Source organism: Pseudorhodoplanes sinuspersici (genome assembly GCF_002119765.1).
Taxonomy (GTDB): Bacteria; Pseudomonadota; Alphaproteobacteria; order Rhizobiales; family Xanthobacteraceae; genus Pseudorhodoplanes; species Pseudorhodoplanes sinuspersici.
Genome location: NZ_CP021112.1, coordinates 1,583,476 through 1,601,426, shown reverse-complemented (window position 1 = coordinate 1,601,426; position 17,951 = coordinate 1,583,476). Strand labels below are relative to the sequence as shown.

At 57.9% G+C, this 17,951-nt stretch carries 14 protein-coding genes; 8 read left to right on the top strand and 6 right to left on the bottom strand.

Translation table 11 applies throughout. From position 1 onward, the window contains the following. Positions 1–289 precede the first annotated feature (289 nt). From CAK95_RS07910 to CAK95_RS07900, 3 genes are all read right to left on the bottom strand, one after another. Positions 290–1,081, bottom strand: a complete 792-nt coding sequence (locus CAK95_RS07910; protein WP_086087421.1) for an SDR family NAD(P)-dependent oxidoreductase — start codon at positions 1,079–1,081, stop codon at positions 290–292. A 337-nt stretch (positions 1,082–1,418) separates the two neighbouring features. Next, positions 1,419–2,456 carry an ABC transporter substrate-binding protein gene (locus CAK95_RS07905; protein WP_086087420.1) on the bottom strand — a complete coding sequence of 346 codons (1,038 nt, stop codon included), beginning with the start codon at positions 2,454–2,456 and terminating at the stop codon, positions 1,419–1,421. After that, the gene (locus tag CAK95_RS07900; protein WP_086087419.1) at positions 2,453–3,274 is read right to left on the bottom strand and encodes a cysteine hydrolase family protein; all 822 of its coding nucleotides are present in this window, start codon (positions 3,272–3,274) and stop codon (positions 2,453–2,455) included. The genes CAK95_RS07905 and CAK95_RS07900 overlap by 4 nt, the downstream gene beginning before the upstream one ends. Before the next feature lie 157 nt (positions 3,275–3,431). Here CAK95_RS07900 and CAK95_RS07895 point away from each other — a divergent pair, with 157 nt between their 5' ends. The 8 genes from CAK95_RS07895 to CAK95_RS07855 all read left to right on the top strand — a co-directional run bounded on the left by CAK95_RS07895 (position 3,432) and on the right by CAK95_RS07855 (position 14,765). Further along, entirely contained in the window at positions 3,432–4,355 is a 924-nt protein-coding gene (locus tag CAK95_RS07895; protein WP_086087418.1) for a LysR family transcriptional regulator, read from the top strand. A gap of 361 nt (positions 4,356–4,716) precedes the next feature. Then, the gene (locus CAK95_RS07885) at positions 4,717–5,223 is read left to right on the top strand and encodes an RNA polymerase sigma factor (protein WP_086087417.1); all 507 of its coding nucleotides are present in this window, start codon (positions 4,717–4,719) and stop codon (positions 5,221–5,223) included. A 109-nt stretch (positions 5,224–5,332) separates the two neighbouring features. Continuing rightward, complete coding sequence (locus CAK95_RS07880) at positions 5,333–6,265, top strand: FecR family protein (protein ID WP_086087416.1); 933 nt, start codon at positions 5,333–5,335, stop codon at positions 6,263–6,265. A 133-nt stretch (positions 6,266–6,398) separates the two neighbouring features. Next, complete coding sequence (locus CAK95_RS07875; protein ID WP_245303663.1) at positions 6,399–9,815, top strand: TonB-dependent receptor domain-containing protein; 3,417 nt, start codon at positions 6,399–6,401, stop codon at positions 9,813–9,815. 131 nt (positions 9,816–9,946) lie between these two features. After that, positions 9,947–10,738, top strand: a complete 792-nt coding sequence (locus tag CAK95_RS07870; RefSeq protein WP_086087414.1) for a hypothetical protein — start codon at positions 9,947–9,949, stop codon at positions 10,736–10,738. Positions 10,739–10,858: 120 nt separating this feature from the next. Beyond that, positions 10,859–11,617 carry a calcium-binding protein gene (locus CAK95_RS07865; protein WP_147413678.1) on the top strand — a complete coding sequence of 253 codons (759 nt, stop codon included), beginning with the start codon at positions 10,859–10,861 and terminating at the stop codon, positions 11,615–11,617. Positions 11,618–11,680: 63 nt separating this feature from the next. After that, positions 11,681–13,468 carry a type I secretion system permease/ATPase gene (locus CAK95_RS07860; protein ID WP_086091272.1) on the top strand — a complete coding sequence of 596 codons (1,788 nt, stop codon included), beginning with the start codon at positions 11,681–11,683 and terminating at the stop codon, positions 13,466–13,468. After that, positions 13,455–14,765 carry an HlyD family type I secretion periplasmic adaptor subunit gene (locus CAK95_RS07855; RefSeq protein WP_086087412.1) on the top strand — a complete coding sequence of 437 codons (1,311 nt, stop codon included), beginning with the start codon at positions 13,455–13,457 and terminating at the stop codon, positions 14,763–14,765. Before CAK95_RS07860 ends, CAK95_RS07855 begins: the two co-directional genes overlap by 14 nt. 110 nt (positions 14,766–14,875) lie before the next feature. Here the strand turns inward: CAK95_RS07855 and CAK95_RS07850 are convergent, their stop codons facing one another. Genes CAK95_RS07850 through sdhA form a run of 3 tightly spaced genes read right to left on the bottom strand, consistent with a single transcriptional unit; the run spans position 14,876 to position 17,946 of the window. Then, complete coding sequence (locus CAK95_RS07850) at positions 14,876–15,655, bottom strand: succinate dehydrogenase iron-sulfur subunit (protein ID WP_086087411.1); 780 nt, start codon at positions 15,653–15,655, stop codon at positions 14,876–14,878. A 9-nt stretch (positions 15,656–15,664) separates the two neighbouring features. Next, complete coding sequence (locus CAK95_RS07845) at positions 15,665–16,108, bottom strand: hypothetical protein (protein WP_086087410.1); 444 nt, start codon at positions 16,106–16,108, stop codon at positions 15,665–15,667. Then, a complete protein-coding gene (gene sdhA / locus CAK95_RS07840; RefSeq protein ID WP_086087409.1) occupies positions 16,108–17,946 on the bottom strand; it encodes a succinate dehydrogenase flavoprotein subunit in 1,839 nt (612 codons plus the stop codon). The genes CAK95_RS07845 and sdhA overlap by 1 nt, the downstream gene beginning before the upstream one ends. Positions 17,947–17,951: the final 5 nt, after the last annotated feature.

Here is a 17,951-nt window from a genome sequence, read left to right as displayed (position 1 = left end):
GCGACCGAGGATCTCGCCGCTGGCTCAGTGGCGTTCCCTCCCCCCTTGCGGGGGAGGGTTAGGGAGGGGGGTGAGATGCAAATGCGAAGTTCGTTGCTTACCCCCCTCCCGGCTCGCTGCGCTCGCCGACCTCCCCCAGTGCAAGTCGGATGTTTCCGACTTGCACCAAGTGAACGGTGGCCGAAGTCGAGAACACTCGACTTCGGCGGGGGGAGGTGAAGAAAGCGAAGCAAGAGGGGAGGGAGCACACAGTCGACGTCGTGTTCAATGCGGATCATCATCGTCCCCCTCACAACATCGCCCAGCCGCCATCGACCGGAAGATCGACGCCGGTGATCTGGCGGGAGACATCGCTGGCCAGAAACAGGCAAGCGTTGGCCACATCCTTGTCGAGCGTGACGCGCTTCAAGGCGTAATCGGCGGCGTGCCGCTCCATCGCCTCTTCGAGCGTGATGTTGAGGCGCCTGGCCATGTCGGCGCAGACCTTGTCGCGAAAGCGCGGGCCATCGACCATGCCGGGTGCGACGCAATTGACATTGATGTTGTGCTGGCCGATTTCGAGCGCGAAGCTCTTGGTGATGCCGCGCAGGCCCCATTTGGATGCGGAATAGGCCATGCGGCCGGCGCGGCCACGCATGCCGAAGGTGCCGCCGACATTGACGATCTTGCCGTATTTCTGCGCGATCATCGTCGGCACCACACTGCGCATGGTGTGGAAGCAGCCATTCATGTTCAGTGTAACGATCTCGTCGAATTCGTTCGGCGTTGTCTCGGCGCCGGTCTTGCCGACCGGGCCTGAGCCGCCGGCGACATTCACCAGGATGTCGATACGGCCGAACGCCTTGCGCGTTTCATCGGCGGCCTTGTCGCATTGATCAGGCTTGGTGAGATCGCAGGGTACGACGATTGCATCGACGCCGGCGTCTTTCGCTTCCCTGGCGACAGGCTCGATCGCTTTGGTGTCGCGTCCGATCAAGGCGAGTTTTGCGCCTTCCGCTGCGAAGGCGAGGGTGATCGCAGCGCCCATTCCCTTTGCGGGTCCGGTGATGACGGTGACTTTGTCTTTGAGTTGAAGATCCATTTTATGTCCCGGCAGTCTTTTTCGTGGATGTTTCAGCGCTTTCAGGTGTCGGCATCTCGTGCCCTCTCCCGAGGCAAGTCGGGTCTGCCCGACTTGCCCGTCATGATGCTGAACTCGGGCAGGCCGAGTTCAGTGGGAGAGGGCTGCTCAAATGTTGCAACGAGTTGAGTTGGGTGAGGGGTTTAAGCGTGGAGAAATACCCCTCACCCATTCTTGTTGCCGCGTCCGCTGCGGTAGCCCTCTCCCGTGCAAGTCGGGCTTGCTCGACTTTGCTAGTCATGGTGCTGAACTCGGGCGAGTCCGAGTTCAGTGGGAGAGGGCGCAGCGACGTGCAGCCTCAAAACACCTTCTTCGGCAGATCGGCGACCGGCGGCAGGAAGGCCGGTGTGAAGATTTCCTCGACGGCCGGCTTGCGCGGCAGATTGTTGGCCTCGACCAGAATGTCGATCGACTTCTTCAGGCGCTCCATATCGACATTGCCGACGCCGATCTTGGCGATCTCCGGATGGTTCATTTCATCCTGCAACGTCGCATCGAAGCGTTCGCGCTCGACCGGTGTCTTGATCAGTGGTTCGCGCTTGGCGACCGCAGCGACAGAGGCATCCGGTTCCTTGATCGAGTCGATCAGGCCCTTGTTGATCGCGCGGACCAGGCCCGCCACAGCCTTCGGATTGTCTTTCACCAGCTTCTTGGAAACGATGATGGCGTTTGAATAAAGGTCCATGCCGTAGTCGCCGAAGTTGATATAGCGTAGCTTGTCATCGCCGACGCCGATCAGCTTTGCCGAGAAGCGAATGGTGTTGACATAACCGAACACGCCGTCGACCTGGCCCTGCATCAACATCTGCTCGCGCAGGTTCGGCTGCATGTTGGTGATTTCGACCTTGCTGCAATCGATCTTGGTGATTTTGCACAGGGCGGGGAACAGCTTCAGTGCGCCATCGTTTGCCGCACCGCCGAGCTTCTTGCCGACAAAATCCTTCGGCTCCTTGATCGGGCTGTCGGACTTCACCGCAACGGTGAAGGGCGGCTGGTTATACATGACGTAGACCGCGACCGGCGCTTCGTCCGGCTTTTTGGCCGCGAGTTCGATCAGCGCATTGATGTCGCCGAAGCCGACGTCATAGGTGCCGTTGGCCACCAGCGGCACAGCAGCGCCGGAGCCATTGCCCTGGTCCATCGTGACCTCGAGGCCTTCGGCTTTGAAGTAGCCGCGATCGTCGGCCAGGAAGAACCAGCCTTGCGGCCCCTGGTATTTCCAGTTCAGCACCATCTTCAGTTTGGTTTGCGCGGATGCCGGGGCGGACAGCGCGGCGGCACCGGCAAGGCCAATGGCCGCCGCCAGAGCAAAGCGCAACGTCTGTTTGAGTTTCATGACGCACTCCTGTTGTCTCGATGTGTTGGAGATGCCGGCTCCGGCGGGCCGAGCGCAGTGAAAACGGCGTCGCTTGTAGTGACGACACCGTGCAGTTGGCGAATGAGAAACAGGATCGCGTCGCGCACATAGGCGGGCGACACGGTGGCGCAGCAGTCATCGACCAGCATGCAGTCGTAGCCGAGGAAGCTTGCATCCTGCAGCGTCGAGAACACGCAGCGATCGATGTTGATACCGGCGAAGAGCAGCGTGGTGATGCCGCGCAGACGCAGGATCGAGTCGAGTTCGTTGTCCCAGAAGCCGGAGAGACGATGCTTGTGGACGAGCAGGTCGGAAGCGTCGACGGTCATGGCGTCAACCGTCGCCGCACCCCATTCGTCGCGGACGAGAATGCGTCCGCGGCCGGAGGGCGCGGGATCGGAATAGGTCGGCGAGGCATTGCGCGCGCCCTTTTCCGCAAACATCAGCGGCAGGTTTGCCCGGTCCGCGCGAACACCCCAGTTCAGCCAGATCACCGGCAGCGCGCTGGCCCGAACAGCGCCGACCAGGGCGTTGATCTGCGGAATGACGGCGGTGATGGGGGCGATGTCGGTGCCCTTCTGCGCGAACCAGCCGTCCGGGTGGCAGAAGTCGTTCTGCATATCGATGACGATCAGCGCCGTGGCGTTGAGATCGACCGCCACCGGAATGTCGTCGACGAGGATCGAGACGATCCGCTGCTCCGCGGGCCTACGAACGAAGCTCAGGCCCGAGGAAGCGGCTGCTCGCGTGCTTCTATGAGCATGTCCGGTCGGTTCTTTGCTGTCTGGAGCCTGCATCCACGCAACCTAGCAATCGCCGTGCCGGTGCCCTTGCACCGATCCTGCTGACGCTAGGCCAGTCCAGTGATACGATCTGCCGCTGATTTCTTTTCGGCCCGATGCCGAAATGGCATCATTCTTCAGGACGCGTTTCGGCAACGCCACGGTTAAAGCTATGAAACATCTACGGTTTTTGCATTATTTCGAGGCGGTGGCCCGGGCCGGGTCGATCCGCAAGGCTGCCGAGCAGCTTCATGTGACGTCCTCAGCCGTTAACAGGCGGATTATGGATCTGGAGGAGGAACTGGAGACGCCGCTGTTCGAGCGCCGGCCCCGCGGCGTCCGCCTCACCGCGGCCGGCGAGTTATTTGTGCATTACGTGCGCGAACAGACCGCAGACCTCGACCGCGTCCGCTCGCAGATCGAGGATCTGAAAGGAATGCGGCGCGGCACGGTCCGGATTGCTGCGAGTCAGGCGCTGGCGCTGGAATTCCTGCCGCGCGAGGTCTCGGCTTATCGGGCGAGCTTCCCCTATGTGCATTTCGACGTACGGGTGCAGGACCACATCCGTGCAATGGAAAGCCTTGCAAGCTATGAGGTCGATCTCGTCCTGGTTTTTCGGCCACCTTATCTGCCGAATTTCCGGCCGCTGATGATGTTCGAGCAGCGTCTGATGGCGGTGATGCCGGCGGCTCATCCGCTCGCGGCCAAGAAAACAATTCGCTTACGCGATTGCGCGCCTTATCCGGTCGCTCTGGCCGAACAAGGCATCGGCGGTCGCCAGCTTCTTGATGAAGCTTTGGGCCGCGGCAATTTCCGTTTCGACATCGTGGCGCAATCGAACTCGTTCGAGTTTCTGCGTCATCTGGTAATGCGCAACAACGTCATCTCATTTCAGATTCAGATTGGTACAATTTCGGATGAGGGGCGGGGCATCGTCACACGCGAGATCGATGAGCGCGATGCGCCGCGTGGCGATCTGGTGCTCGGACAATTGCGCGGTCGTAATTTGCCCGTGGCTTCGGCGAAATTTGCCGAGCAGTTGTCACAGTCTTTGCTGACGATGCGTACGGAACCTTCCAGCAAGCGTCAAACCTAATTGTGCTCGCTCGGCCCCATGATGACAGATGCCCTCTGTCTTCTCCACGTGGCGGACGAAGATGTATTTGTCCTCCCGCCCGTCGCTGTGCTTGCGGCGGATATCCCGGCGGCTTTCGCGGCTCACCTTGGCAACTACGACATAAGGGCCTCGGCCTTAAGCCCCGCGACGCAGTGCCGCTCGAAATCGTCCAGGGTTGTCACTTCGCACGCGCATGACACGTCCGAGCCGCATCTTAGAGCAAGTCAAAATCATTGTATTTGAAGGCGTATCCGGCATCCGATACTAGTTCGGCGTTGATCTCGCGAACGGTGGCCGTCTTTTATCCATCAATCGTTTGGGGATCGTATCGAGCAAAGTCATGCGTGCCCGAACGATTGATTTGGCAAGTCTATATGCATCCGAGCAGGGGCGACTGAAAAAGCTTGTCCGACGCCTCGTCGGCAACAAGGCCACTGCGGAAGATGTCGTCCATCAGGCATTCCTCAACCTGATGGCGAGCGTCGAGTGCAGCAATCTTGTCAACTGTCCGGCCTATCTCACATGTACCGCTCGAAATCTCGCTCTCAATCATCTGCGTAACGTGTCCCGCCGGTCGGAAGTCGATCTTTCTGCGGACGATGTCGACACCATCGCGGATCCGCGCCCATCTCCAGAGGTGGCAGTGATTTTTCGGTGTGAGTTGCGACGCGTATTGAAGGCGGTCGCGGGTCTTCCCCGTCGGCGCCGGGAAGCCTTCGTTCTCAACAAATTCGAGGGGTTAAGCTACGACGAAATCGCGGTTCGCCAAGGGGTCTCCCGCAACACGGTTATTTCGCAGATTGTCAGCGCTTTGGCTGATCTCCATCAGCGCCTTGAACGAAATTAGTCGAAATCAAAATCATTCGCTGCCGGCCTCCGGGTGTCATAGATAGTGCAGGCTACCGTTTCGCGCCAGACGGGTCGGGACGACAGATGCCGCTTGCGGCTGGGACCTCATGGGGAAAGAAACAACAGATCCGCTTGTGATCGAGGCTCTGGAATGGCTCGTTCGCCTGCGCGACGATAAAGCGGGCGAAGAGGTTCGTCGTGCATTTCAGACGTGGTTCGATCAGTCTGAAGCCCACGTTGCGGCGTGGGAGCATGCTCAAGCGTTCTGGAAGCGTTTTGATATCGTTCAGCCCGAGATCGAAAGCATCCGAAATTCACAGAAATTTTTGAATCGACGCAATCTGCTCCTTGGAGGGGGCGCGGCGCTGGTTGGCACTGGCGGTCTTTATGCCATCAGCCGAAGCGATTTATTTGCCGACTTTGTGACCGATATTGGCGAGCGGCGGACATGGACCCTCGCAGATGGCAGCCTGATTGAGCTCGGGAGCTACTCAGCCCTTTCGAGCAATTTCACAGAGACTTCACGTCAATTCGAGTTGCATCGGGGCGAGGGCTTCTTCGATGTTGCGGCTGCTTCGAAACGACCATTTTCTGTTAATGCTGCAGGCGGCACGACGCATGCGCTCGGCACAAAATTCAATGTGAAATATGTTGGTGATTTGGTCACGGTTACAGCTAGCGAGCATGCTGTGATGGTCCGTGTCGGAGCCTCTTCGCCTGCGAAGATTGAGCAAGGGTGGCAGCTTAGTTACAGCAAAAGTGGACTAGGCAACGTCACGCGCGTAGATCTTGGATCCATCGAAGCGTGGCGCCAGGATCGGATTGTATTTCAGGACGTGCCTCTTCGCCGCGTGTTGACCGAGCTTGAGCGTTATCGCCAAGGTCGCATTATTCTTACGAGCAAAAGCATTGGCGACATTCCGGTAACAGCGATTTTCAGTACCAAACAGCCTGAAGAGGCGCTGCAAACGATCGCGGATACGCTTCCGATCCGAATCCTGCACGCTACGAAATATGTCTCCTTCGTTTACTCAGTTTAGTGACAATCTAAACTTATAAAATAATCCTCATTGCGATCATTGCTTCATCTCTCCTGGGTGTCAGTCCCAGTGAGGGCGTCATCACATCGCCCTTCGTGGTCCCGTCGTTTGCGGGATTCAGTGGGTGAGGCCGATGGGTGGCGATCGAGTAAACGAGTGCATTCCAGCATGCAAGCGTGCTGGGATGCGGAAGAAGCGTGAGCTGGCTATTGCTCTTCTAACCAGCACAGCGCTGCTCGTAATTTCAACGAGCGGATCTCCTGCATTTGCGCAGTCGCGATTGGCTGCGCTGGCTTCGTTCAACATTCAGCCGCAGCCTTTGTCGCAGGCGCTCATTCAGTTTTCGGGCGTTACCGGAATTCAACTGTTCTTCAGTGCCAATCTGGTCCGAGGCCTCAATTCGCCCGGCGTGCAGGGCTCGTTTAGTCAAACCGAAGCCTTGAGCCGGTTGCTTGCCGGCAGCGGTCTGACCTACTCGTTTACAAACGCCACGACCGTTACGATTTCGAAGCCGGGATTGGACGCAAATGCCCAAAGCACAGTCGATGGTGCGATTCAGCTCGACGTGATCAACGTGTCAGGCGGGCGCACTCCTCTTGCAGACGTGCCTTATCAGACGCCAGGGTCGGTTAGCTACATCTCCGAAGAAGCGATTCAGCGATTTCCCGGGCGTTCAGCCGGCGACATATTTCAAGGTACGCCCGGTGTCATCTCCGGCATGAACCGCAATGGGGCGGCTATCGATCCGAATATCCGCGGTCTGCAAGGTATGAACCGCGTTGCCACGACGATCGATGGTTCAGAGCAATCAACGTCCAGTTATCGTGGCTATTCCGGTGTCGACAACCGGAGCTATGTCGATCCTGACCTGATCAGCGGCGTGACGATCACAAAAGGACCCAACGATGGTTCGGCGGGAGCAATCGGCGGCACTGTCGCCATTGAAACGTTGAAGCCTGCCGACATCTTAAAACCTGGCGACACTTATGGTGTTCGCCTCAAGACCAGCGTGAGCTCCAACGGGATAGAGCCCCGAATTGGCGCCACAACGCCAACCCCCGGTCCACCTTCGGACTTTAACTTCAGCAACAGAACTGGCAGCGCGGCATTTGCCGTGACGCAGCCGAACATCGATCTCGTGGGCGCCTACGTTCGGCGCATTGCCGGGAATTACTTTGCTGGCACTCACGGCCCTCTTTACACGGACAATTTCCGCGGTGGCACCAAGGCGCTCTCGCCATTCAAGTATGGCGACGAGGTCTTCAACACATCCCAGAATTCCAGTTCCGCGCTGCTGAAAGCGACGTTGCGGCCAGCTGACGGTCATGAGCTGCAGCTTGGCTATATGCGCTACGAGAACAAGTTTGGGGAAGTGCTGCCGACCGTGTTAGCCGGTTCGAGCGTCTTCACGCGGGCACAGCTCAAGCTCAGTACAGCGGCCGTCGATCAGTTCACTGCGCGCTATCACTTCAAGCCGGCGGACAACAATCTGATCGACCTAAAGGCCAATGCATGGATGTCGGGCACAGACGAAGTAGCCTCGATAGCGGGTGTGATCCAGACGGGCATTGGCGCAAAGAGCAAAAGTTACGGCTTCGAAGTATCGAACACCTCGCGTTTCGATCTCGCTTCCAGGCCGTTTTCCTTACGTTACGGGGGCTCAGCCAAGCTGGAGGACGCGGAGTCCGATTATCGGCTCTCAACCGACTTCCAGGGATTTGAACGCAGCATTTCACCCGATGGTACGCGCCGGGTCAGCACTCTTTTTGTGAATGGCCAATGGAATCTGTTGCCTTGGCTCACCCTGGATTCCGGCGTCACCTACTTGGATTACAATGTCGAGAACCGCGCTACGCCGGTTTGGAGCTATCCCGGGCCGCCATACGCACCCTATGAAGGGTCGGGGGTAAGTCCGAATTTTGGTGTTACCGTAACGCCGCTCACGGGCTGGCAACTTTTTGCGAAATACACCACTGGGATCCGACCGCCCAGTCTGCGCGAATCGACCTGGAACGCATCCGGGCTTCGCTACAATCCGAACATCATCGCGGAGAACGCCCGCAATTGGGAATTCGGTACGAACGTTCTCAAGAATGACGTGTTTCTGGCCGGCGACAACGCGCGCCTGAAGTTCGTGTACTTTGACAACACAACGGCGAATTATATCGGCCGACGCTGGAACAGCACCAATCCTTCAGACAGTTACCTGATCCTTTTCAACTACGACAAGGTCGTAATGAAAGGCTTCGAGCTGTCCGGCGGCTACGACGTCAAAAAAGCCTTCCTCGATTATGCGTTCAACTATTACACCGACATTGAGCTGTGCAGGACCGCGGCGACCTGCACGAGCGCCACGGAGCAGGCTGATTATATCGCCAACCAGATCCCGCCCAGATTCTCCGCCTCTGCCACCGCCGGCCTGCGCTTTTTCGATGAGAAGCTGACCATCGGCGGTCGCTACACCTACATGGGCAGTCGTGCAGCGTCAGTCTTGGAAGACAATTATTCGAAACAAGTCGGCATCATCACCAAGTCGTGGGAGCCTTATTCGCTCGTTGACGCCTTCGTGCAATGGAAGATCAACGACAGCTTCACGTTGGATGTGAGCGCTGAGAATCTTCTCAATCGCTATTACGTCGATGCGCTCAACAACACCGATATGCCTGCCCCCGGGCGTACGATCCGCGCAAGCCTGACCGGAAAGTTCGGTAACTCGGCTCCTTGGCCGGCCGGTTGGCTGTTCAATCGCAATCCGAATGCGGTGCCGGGTGCTGACTGGACCGGCCTTTACGTCGGCGGCCATGTCGGTCAGGGCTTCGCGTCGCTCAACGGCGTGACCACACTGGCGAATGGGAGTGCGAACGGCATCGCTGCGGCCGAATCCGTAGATATGAATATTAAGAATATTCTTGCCGGCGGCCAGATCGGAATCAACTACCAGTTCGACAACCGGTTGGTCGTCGGTATCGAGGCCGACTACAGCAGGACGCGGTTGAGTGCATTTCGGGAGGTCCTCGCGACCGAGACCGCCTTTGCGACCCGCCGCAATCTGGCATCGAAGACAGAATATGAATTCGACTGGATGGCCACAATCCGGGGGCGGCTCGGCTACGCCTTCGACCGCTGGTTTGTCTATGGCACCGGTGGTCTTGCTTTCTTGAAAGAGAAGCAGTGGCGAGATCAGTACCGATCAGATACGGCCAATTCATCTCAATCAATCGCCAGCCTGTCCTTCACGGAGTTTGCGGAGAAAACACGAACCGGCTGGACGGTGGGAGGCGGCGCGGAATATGCGATCAACGCGAATTGGTCCGTAAAGGGCGAATATGCTTACACCGGATTTGGTGAAGAGGATTTTCTCTTCCCGAACGCCCGTCAGGGTGTGAGCAGGACCTATTCGACAACGACAATTTGTCGGCCGCCGGTTTGCGTTCCTCCGCGCGCAATCACGACCGTTTTCCCAGGCTCGTACGATGCCATGACCGGCCGCAATGCCGCGAATGCGATCAATCTGCACACGATCAAGGTCGGTTTGAACTATCGGTTCTGAGCGGTCGCATGTTGCTGCATGTCCTGCCGTTTGTGAGCTGATCTGCTCGAGAAGGAATTCGCGGCCGTGCGGCCACGGATGCGGCGTTCGTCCGGAAACGAACATCAACTGCGATATGAGGAGATAGAGAGATGGCTTTGGAACTTAATCTCACCGCGACCAGCAGCGATCTGCCGGCGTTTTTCGCCAACTACTCCAATCCGAGCAACTTCACCTATAACGGCAATGGCTGGTTCAATGACTCATGGACCGGCGTCGATCAATTCGTCGCTGGCGTCGACACCGGGGGAGTGCCCAACGGCAAGTCATCGGCCATCATGAATGGCTCAAATTACAGCTATTCGCCCGGCGCCTTCAGCGGCGACGTCGACACGCTGGAGCTCGGCAGCAATCTTGAATACGACTACGTCAACGACGTCTGGGTCCAGGACGAAGGTCTGCTCATTGATTTCACCAATGCAACGCAAACAACGGCCTTCTCGCAGGCAATCTACACGCTTTCGCATGGCGGCCAGTTACACGGAGCGACTGTTTTCGGCCAGTCATTCGCAGGTCTGTACGACTATTTTGCCGAGCAGGGCACGGTTCAAAATGGTACGAGCGGCAGCGACACGTTAATGAGTTTTGCCGGCGACGACGTCATGAATGGTGGCGGCGGTGCCAGCGACTTCGATCTATTCAGTTGGGACGAGGAATTCTACGCGAATGGCTGGGGTGACGACGTAATCACTGATTTCGTTGACGGCAACGACGTCATTTCGATCACTGGCTTCGGATGGAGCAGCTACACCGACTTCACCAACGCCGGCGGCAGCATTGCCGGAAATGTCATCACTTATTTCGACGGCACCAACAGCAGCACGATCGAAGTGAACTTCTTCGGTTCCGGCACGCTGGATCAGAACGATCTCATCTTCGCATAAAGCGTCAGACACATTCATATGGTTCCGCCGCGGCATTTGCTGCGGCGGAGACAGCGCCGACATCGATTTCAATTTCACTGATACCTGCCGTGCGGCAGAGACAATTCAAGGATTATGAAGATGGCACTCGCACTCAATTACACGGCTGCAAGCAGCAACCTTCCGGCGTTTCTGGAGAGCTGGGCCGATGGCTTCACGTATCGCGGTAATGGTTGGTTCAACTCGGTGTTGGATGCTTCGGATCAATGGATTTCAGGTACACCGATTCCGGTTGGCGCCGGCAACAACGACAAATCGTCGGTCATCGTCAACGGGAATGACTTCAGTTACACGTCTGGCGTCGTCGATGGTGATGTCGATACGTTGGAGCTGGGCAGTAATCTTCGGTATGTCCAGGGCAGCGACCGGTGGGTCCAGGACGAAGGCCTGCGCGTCGATTTCAGTGAAGCCACACTGACGCCGGCATTCTCGACGGCGATCACGGACCTGTCCCAGAACGGCAGCCTGGATGCCCTCTACGCCTATTTTGCTGAACAAGGAACAGAGCAGTTCGGCACCGCGGGCGATGATGTCATGCTGAGCTTTGCTGGGAATGACGAATTCACCGGTGCCCTCGGCAACGACACTTTTGTCTTTGCCGACGGATGGAGCAATGACGTCATTCTGGATTTCGGTACAGACGTTGGGAATGATGACATCATCGATCTTCAGGCGGTAACGAATATCGATGGTTATATCGATCTTTTCTTCAACCACAGTAACTGGTGGGATAGCGCCAACGTCCTGACCATCACCGATGGGGACAATACCCTGCAATTGAACGGTTATGTCGGAACCGACATTGTGAACTTGATTCTCTGCGGGAACATTCTGGCTTGAGAAGCCGTTGTCGTGCCGCAAATTTCACAGCGGACACCGTCGCAGCCTGAGGCTGCGACGGTCATGTCGCTTTTTAGGCCAGTGATTTTCGGACTGGCTTTGATCAGTGGTTTGGTCAATGTCCTGGCGCTGACCTCGCCTCTGTTCATGTTGCAGGTCTATGACCGTGTGCTGGCAAGCCGCAGCCTCTCGACGTTGGTCGGGCTCGCGGTCCTGGCGGCGGGACTTTATGCATTCCAGGCCACGCTCGATGTTATTCGTTCGCGCGTACTCGTCCGAATTGGTGAGAAATTCGATCGCCAGTTATCTGACCGCGTGCATGAGGTCGTGATTCGCCTGCCGCTTGAGACCCGCATGCCGGGAGATGGGCTGCAGCCGCTACGTGACCTCGACAATGTGCGCGGCTTCTTGTCAGGGCAGGGGCCCGCGGCCTTTTTCGACTTGCCTTGGATGCCTCTCTATCTTGCTATCTGCTTTCTGTTTCATTTCTGGATCGGCATGACGGCTCTGATCGGTGCGATCATGCTCGTGTCGCTCACCTTCATTACGAACGCGCTCTCCCGAGGCCCGGCAAGCGACACGATCAGGTATGGGATGCGCCGCAACGCCCTCATGGACGCTGGCCGCCGTAATGCTGAAATCGTGCGCGCGATGGGCCTCGGCAATCAAATGGCCGAACGCTGGCAAAAGGCGAACTCGAATTACCTGATCTCGCATCGCCGCGCTGGTGACGTCGCGGGTGGGTTTGGCGGCGCCTCAAAATCGCTGCGCATGATGCTCCAGTCCGCGATCCTCGGCGTCGGCGCCTATCTGGTCATCGAGCAAGAAACAAGCGCGGGAGTGATGATTGCAAGTTCGATCATGATGGGACGAGCGCTTGCTCCGGTGGATCTGGCTATCGCAACCTGGAAGCCATTTCTGATGGCGCGTCAGAGCTGGGCGAGGTTAAAGGAACTACTGATCTTGCTCCCAGAGGCAGACAATGCGATTGCGCTTCCAAAACCAGAGCGTGACCTGCGCGCCGAGGCCGTCACGATTGTGCCGCCAGGTGAGAAAAAGCCGACAGTAACAGCGGTCAGCTTTGCTATTTCTGCGGGCAGCGCGCTCGGCATTATCGGTCCGAGTGGCAGCGGAAAATCGACACTTGCTCGAGCGCTTGTCGGTGTGTGGAAGCCCGTAAACGGAAAAGTGCGGATTGACGGAGCAAGCTTCGAACAATGGGATCGGGAAGGCCTTGGCCGGCATATCGGTTATCTGCCGCAAGGGATTGAGCTCTTTGATGGCACGATCGGCGAGAATATTGCGCGGTTTGCTCCGGATGCTCCCGCCGAAAGTGTTGTCGCTGCCGCCAAGGCGGCCGGAGCACATGATCTCATTCTTCGTTTCGAGAGAGGCTACGAAACGTCTATTGGGGAAGGAGGGTCGGCTCTCTCGGCCGGTCAGCGCCAGCGTATTGGTCTTGCCCGCGCGCTCTACGGCGATCCGTTCCTTGTCATTCTCGACGAACCGAACGCTAACCTCGACTCGGAAGGAGAGGCCGGCGTTGTCAGAGCAATAGCCTCGGTACGGGAGCGTAAGGGTATAGTCGTTGTCATTGCCCACCGTCCAAGCGCGCTTGGTGTGGTCGATCTGGTTCTGGCAATGGAGAGTGGGCGCGCGAAGGCATTCGGACCGCGCGATGAAGTTTTGTCCCGAGTCCTCAGGAAGCCGAATCAACAACCTCCAAACGGCAGCACGACCCAGGGCTATTCAGCTTCGGCGCGAAGCTTGTCCCCGCTGCGTGTCATCGCCAATCCAGCGAGCGAATCAGGTGTCAGCGAACAGGCCGATCAAGAAGATGCCAAACACTGATGTTGCTATCGTCTCGCTCTCCATTCGGCGCCATCTGGTTGTTGCCGGCCTCGCGAGCTTATTTCTCGTCGTGGGAATTGGTGGATGGTCGGCTGCCACCAATATTGCCGGCGCTGTGGTCGCGACGGGGCATTTCGTCGTCGATTCCAATGTCAAAAAGGTTCAGCATCCAACTGGCGGAGTGGTCGGTGAAATTGCGGTGCGTAACGGACAGCGAGTGACCGCCGGTAAAGTCGTGATGCGTCTCGACGCTACTCAGACGCGCGCCAATTTGGCCATGGTCACCAAAAGGCTGGATGAGTTCGCTGCCCGAAAGGCGCGACTTGAGGCTGAGCGCGACGATGCAGAGGGTATCGCCTTTCCAGCCAAACTGGCATCGCGCGTCGGTGAGCCGGAAATCGCACAGCTTATCGCGGGTGAGCGCAAGTTGTTCGAGTTGCGCCGCGAAGCTCGCTCCGGCCAGAAGGCGCAGATCCGTGAGCGCATTGTGCAATATGAAAAGGAGGTCCGTGGTCTTGCGGCACAGGAAGAAGCAAGAGTACGAACGATCTCTTTGATCGAGAGTGAATTGAAGGGCCTGCGCGAGCTCTTCCAGAAAGGTCTTGTGTCGATCCAGCGAATGATGGCTTTGGAGCGCGAAGCAGCTAACCTGGATGGTGATCGTGGGCGCTTGATCGAGGCGCAAGCGCAATCGGCAGGAAAAATATCCGAAACACGGCTTCAGATCCTTCAGATTGATCAAGACCTGCGTAGTGAAGTGGCGAGCGGACTACGCGAAGTCGAAGGACAGATCGCGGAATATGTCGAGCGCAAGGCTTCCGCGGAAGACCAGCTCAAGCGCATCGATATTATTGCGCCGCAAGATGGCGTGGTGCATGAGCTGAATGTTCACACCATCGGTGGTGTCGTCTCGGCCGCCGACACGATCATGCTGATCGTGCCAGAGCGGGACAAACTTGCGCTGGAATCTCAAATCCTGCCGCAGGACATCGATCAGATACAACTCGGCCAGCCGGTCGTTGTGAGGTTGTCAGCCTTTAACCAACGAACCACTCCGGAACTGAACGGGAGCGTCAATCATATTGCTGCCGATCTGACGCAGGATCAGCGCACTGGCGTTTCCCATTATCTGGTTCGCATCACAGTTTCTGCCGAGGAACTGTCACGTCTTGCCAAGCTGACGCTTGTTCCCGGGATGCCAGCCGAAGCCTTCATTCAGACTGACGAGCGGACCGTCATCTCGTATCTTATCAAGCCATTCAGAGATCAAATTATGCGCGCATTTCGCGAAGAGTAGCGCGCTTGGATCCGCATTGGCCATTGAGACCCAAGGTGTGCCGCGGCGGCGCATCATGGATCACCGATACCAGCTGCCAACTGAGTGACGTTCGCTTTCGATAGAGGCGGTTAAACCTGTCGTTCAACCATCATCTTCTTGATGTCGGCGATTTCCTTCGCCGGATTGAGGCCCTTCGGGCAGGCCTTCGAGCAGTTCAGGATGGTGTGGCAGCGATAGAGCCGGAATGGATCTTCGAGGAAGTCGAGCCGTTCACCGGTGGCTTCGTCGCGCGAATCCTTCAGCCAGCGGCCGGCCTGCAGCAAGGCGGCCGGGCCGAGATAGCGGTCGCCGTTCCACCAATAGCTCGGGCAGGAGGTGGTGCAGCAGGCACAGAGAATGCACTCGTAGAGACCGTCGAGCTTCTTGCGGTCGTCTTCGCTCTGCTTCCACTCCTTTTGCGGCATCGGCGTCGTGGTTTTCAGCCACGGTTCGGTCGACGCATATTGGGTGTAGAAGTTGGTGAGGTCGGGCACGAGGTCCTTCACCACCGGCTGATGCGGCAGCGGATAGATTTTCACCGCGCCCTTGATCTCGTCCATGCCGCGTGTGCAGGCGAGCGTGTTGACACCATCGATATTCATCGCGCAGGAGCCACACACGCCTTCGCGGCAAGAGCGGCGGAAGGTCAGCGTCGGATCGATCTTCGACTTGATCCAGATGAGCGCATCGAGAACCATCGGGCCGCAATCGTCGAGATCGACCTTATAGGTATCGATCCGCGGGTTATTGGCATCGTCCGGGTTCCAACGATAAACGCGAAACTCGCGTTCGTTCTTCGCACCCGGCTTGCTGGGCCAGGTCTTGCCTTCAGTCGGCCGCGAATTCTTGGGAAGCGTGATTTCGACCATTGGTTTTGTTCACTGTGCGTTTTGAAGTGTGCTGATATCGCCGCCGCTAGCCAGAACGGCGATGGCTTTACCCTTGTTTGTGCTATCTAGGTTTTCATAGATAACAAGTTGCTCCGGAGTCATTGGGACTGATCGATATCCTTTTGCCACCAAGCACTCCTCGGTCTGCTTGAACGCTTCGCGCCGCAGACGCCCCCTTTCTACGCCGCCGACAAAGCCGGATGCTGCAGCGCCAGCGAGTCCAGGCTGGTAGACATATGTCTTGGCGCGCGCGGCATCGAAATCTTTCTTGGCAATGTCAACACAAGCCTGTTCGTCTTTATTGTACTGCTCGGCTGTAATACCTGGTTTAGTAAGATAGTTTCGTTGCTTCTGTGCGGAGATGTTTGAACTGGAGGCGCAGCCACCTAACCCCACACAAACAAGTGCTGCTATGTAGCTGCGCACAAACATTAGTACACGCGAGCCTTCGGCTCGATATACGAAATGTCGTTTGTCATCGTGTAGGTGTGGACCGGGCGATAATCGATCGTGACCTTGCCGGTTTGCATGTCTAGCCAGGACAGCGTGTGCTTCATCCAGTTCTTGTCGTCGCGTTCGGGGAAATCCTCGCGCGCATGCGAGCCGCGGCTTTCCTTGCGGTTTTGCGCCGAGTCCATCGTCACCACGGCCTGTGCGATCAGATTGTCGAGTTCGAGCGTTTCGACGAGATCCGAATTCCAGGTCATCGAGCGATCGGTGACATGGATGTCCGGCATACCGGCATAGACGGCGTGAATGAGCTTGTGGCCTTCATCGAGCGTCGCACCGGTGCGGAACACCGCGCAATTGCTCTGCATCACCTTCTGCATGCTCAACCGCAATTCCGCCGTCGGCGTGCCGCCTGAGGCGTTGCGAAATTTGTCGAGACGGCTCAAGGCGAGGTCGGCCGAGTCTTTCGGCAGTTCGGCATGCTTGCCGTTCTTCTCGATGGTTTCGGCGCAGCGCAGCGCAGCAGCGCGGCCGAACACGACGAGATCGATCAGCGAGTTCGAGCCGAGGCGGTTGGCGCCATGCACCGACACGCAGGCGGCTTCGCCGATCGCCATCAAACCGGGGACAACGGTGTCGGGATCGCCATTCTTCTTGGTCAGCACTTCGCCGTGGAAGTTCGTGGCGATGCCGCCCATGTTGTAATGCACGGTCGGAAGGACCGGGATCGGTTCCTTGGTCAGATCGACGCCGGCGAAGATGCGCGCCGATTCCGAAATGCCCGGCAGGCGCTCATGCAGGATTTCCGGCGCCAGATGATCGAGATGCAGATAGATGTGGTCCTTGTTCTTGCCGACGCCGCGGCCTTCGCGGATTTCGACGGTCATCGAACGCGAGACCACGTCGCGCGAAGCAAGGTCCTTCGCCGACGGCGCATAGCGCTCCATGAAGCGCTCGCCTTCCGAATTGACGAGATAGCCGCCTTCGCCGCGCGCGCCTTCGGTGATCAGACAGCCGGCGCCGTAAATGCCGGTCGGATGGAACTGCACGAATTCCATATCCTGCAGCGGCAAGCCCGCACGCAACACCATCGCATTGCCGTCGCCGGTACAGGTATGCGCCGATGTCGCCGAGAAATAAGCGCGGCCGTAACCGCCGGTCGCCAGGATCGTCATGTTGGACCGGAATCGGTGCACCGTGCCGTCATCGAGCTTCAGTGCGATGACGCCGACGCAGCGGCCTTCGTCCATGATCAGATCGATGGCGAAATATTCGATAAAGAATTCCGCCGAATAGCGCAGCGACTGCGAATACAGCGTGTGCAGCATGGCATGGCCGGTGCGGTCGGCGGCAGCGCAGGTGCGCAGCGCGATGCCCTTGCCGTAATCCGTGGTCATGCCGCCGAAGGGGCGCTGATAGATCTTGCCCTCGTCATTGCGCGAAAACGGCAGACCCCAGTGTTCGAGCTCGTAGACAGCTTCGGGTGCATTGCGGACGAGATATTCGATCGCGTCCTGATCGCCGAGCCAGTCCGACCCTTTGACGGTGTCGTACATATGCCAGCGCCAGTCGTCCGGACCCATATTCCCGAGCGAGGCGGCAATGCCGCCTTGTGCTGCGACCGTATGCGAACGCGTGGGGAACACCTTGGTGATGCAGGCTGTCTTCAGTCCGGCCTGTGCGCAACCTACGACTGCGCGCAGTCCGGCACCGCCGGCGCCGACCACCACGATATCGAAGGTATGATCCTCGATCGGATAGGCGCGACCGTTCACAGCCGGCGCGCTTCCATTGGCTTTGCCATTCGTTGTTGCATCCATGACGT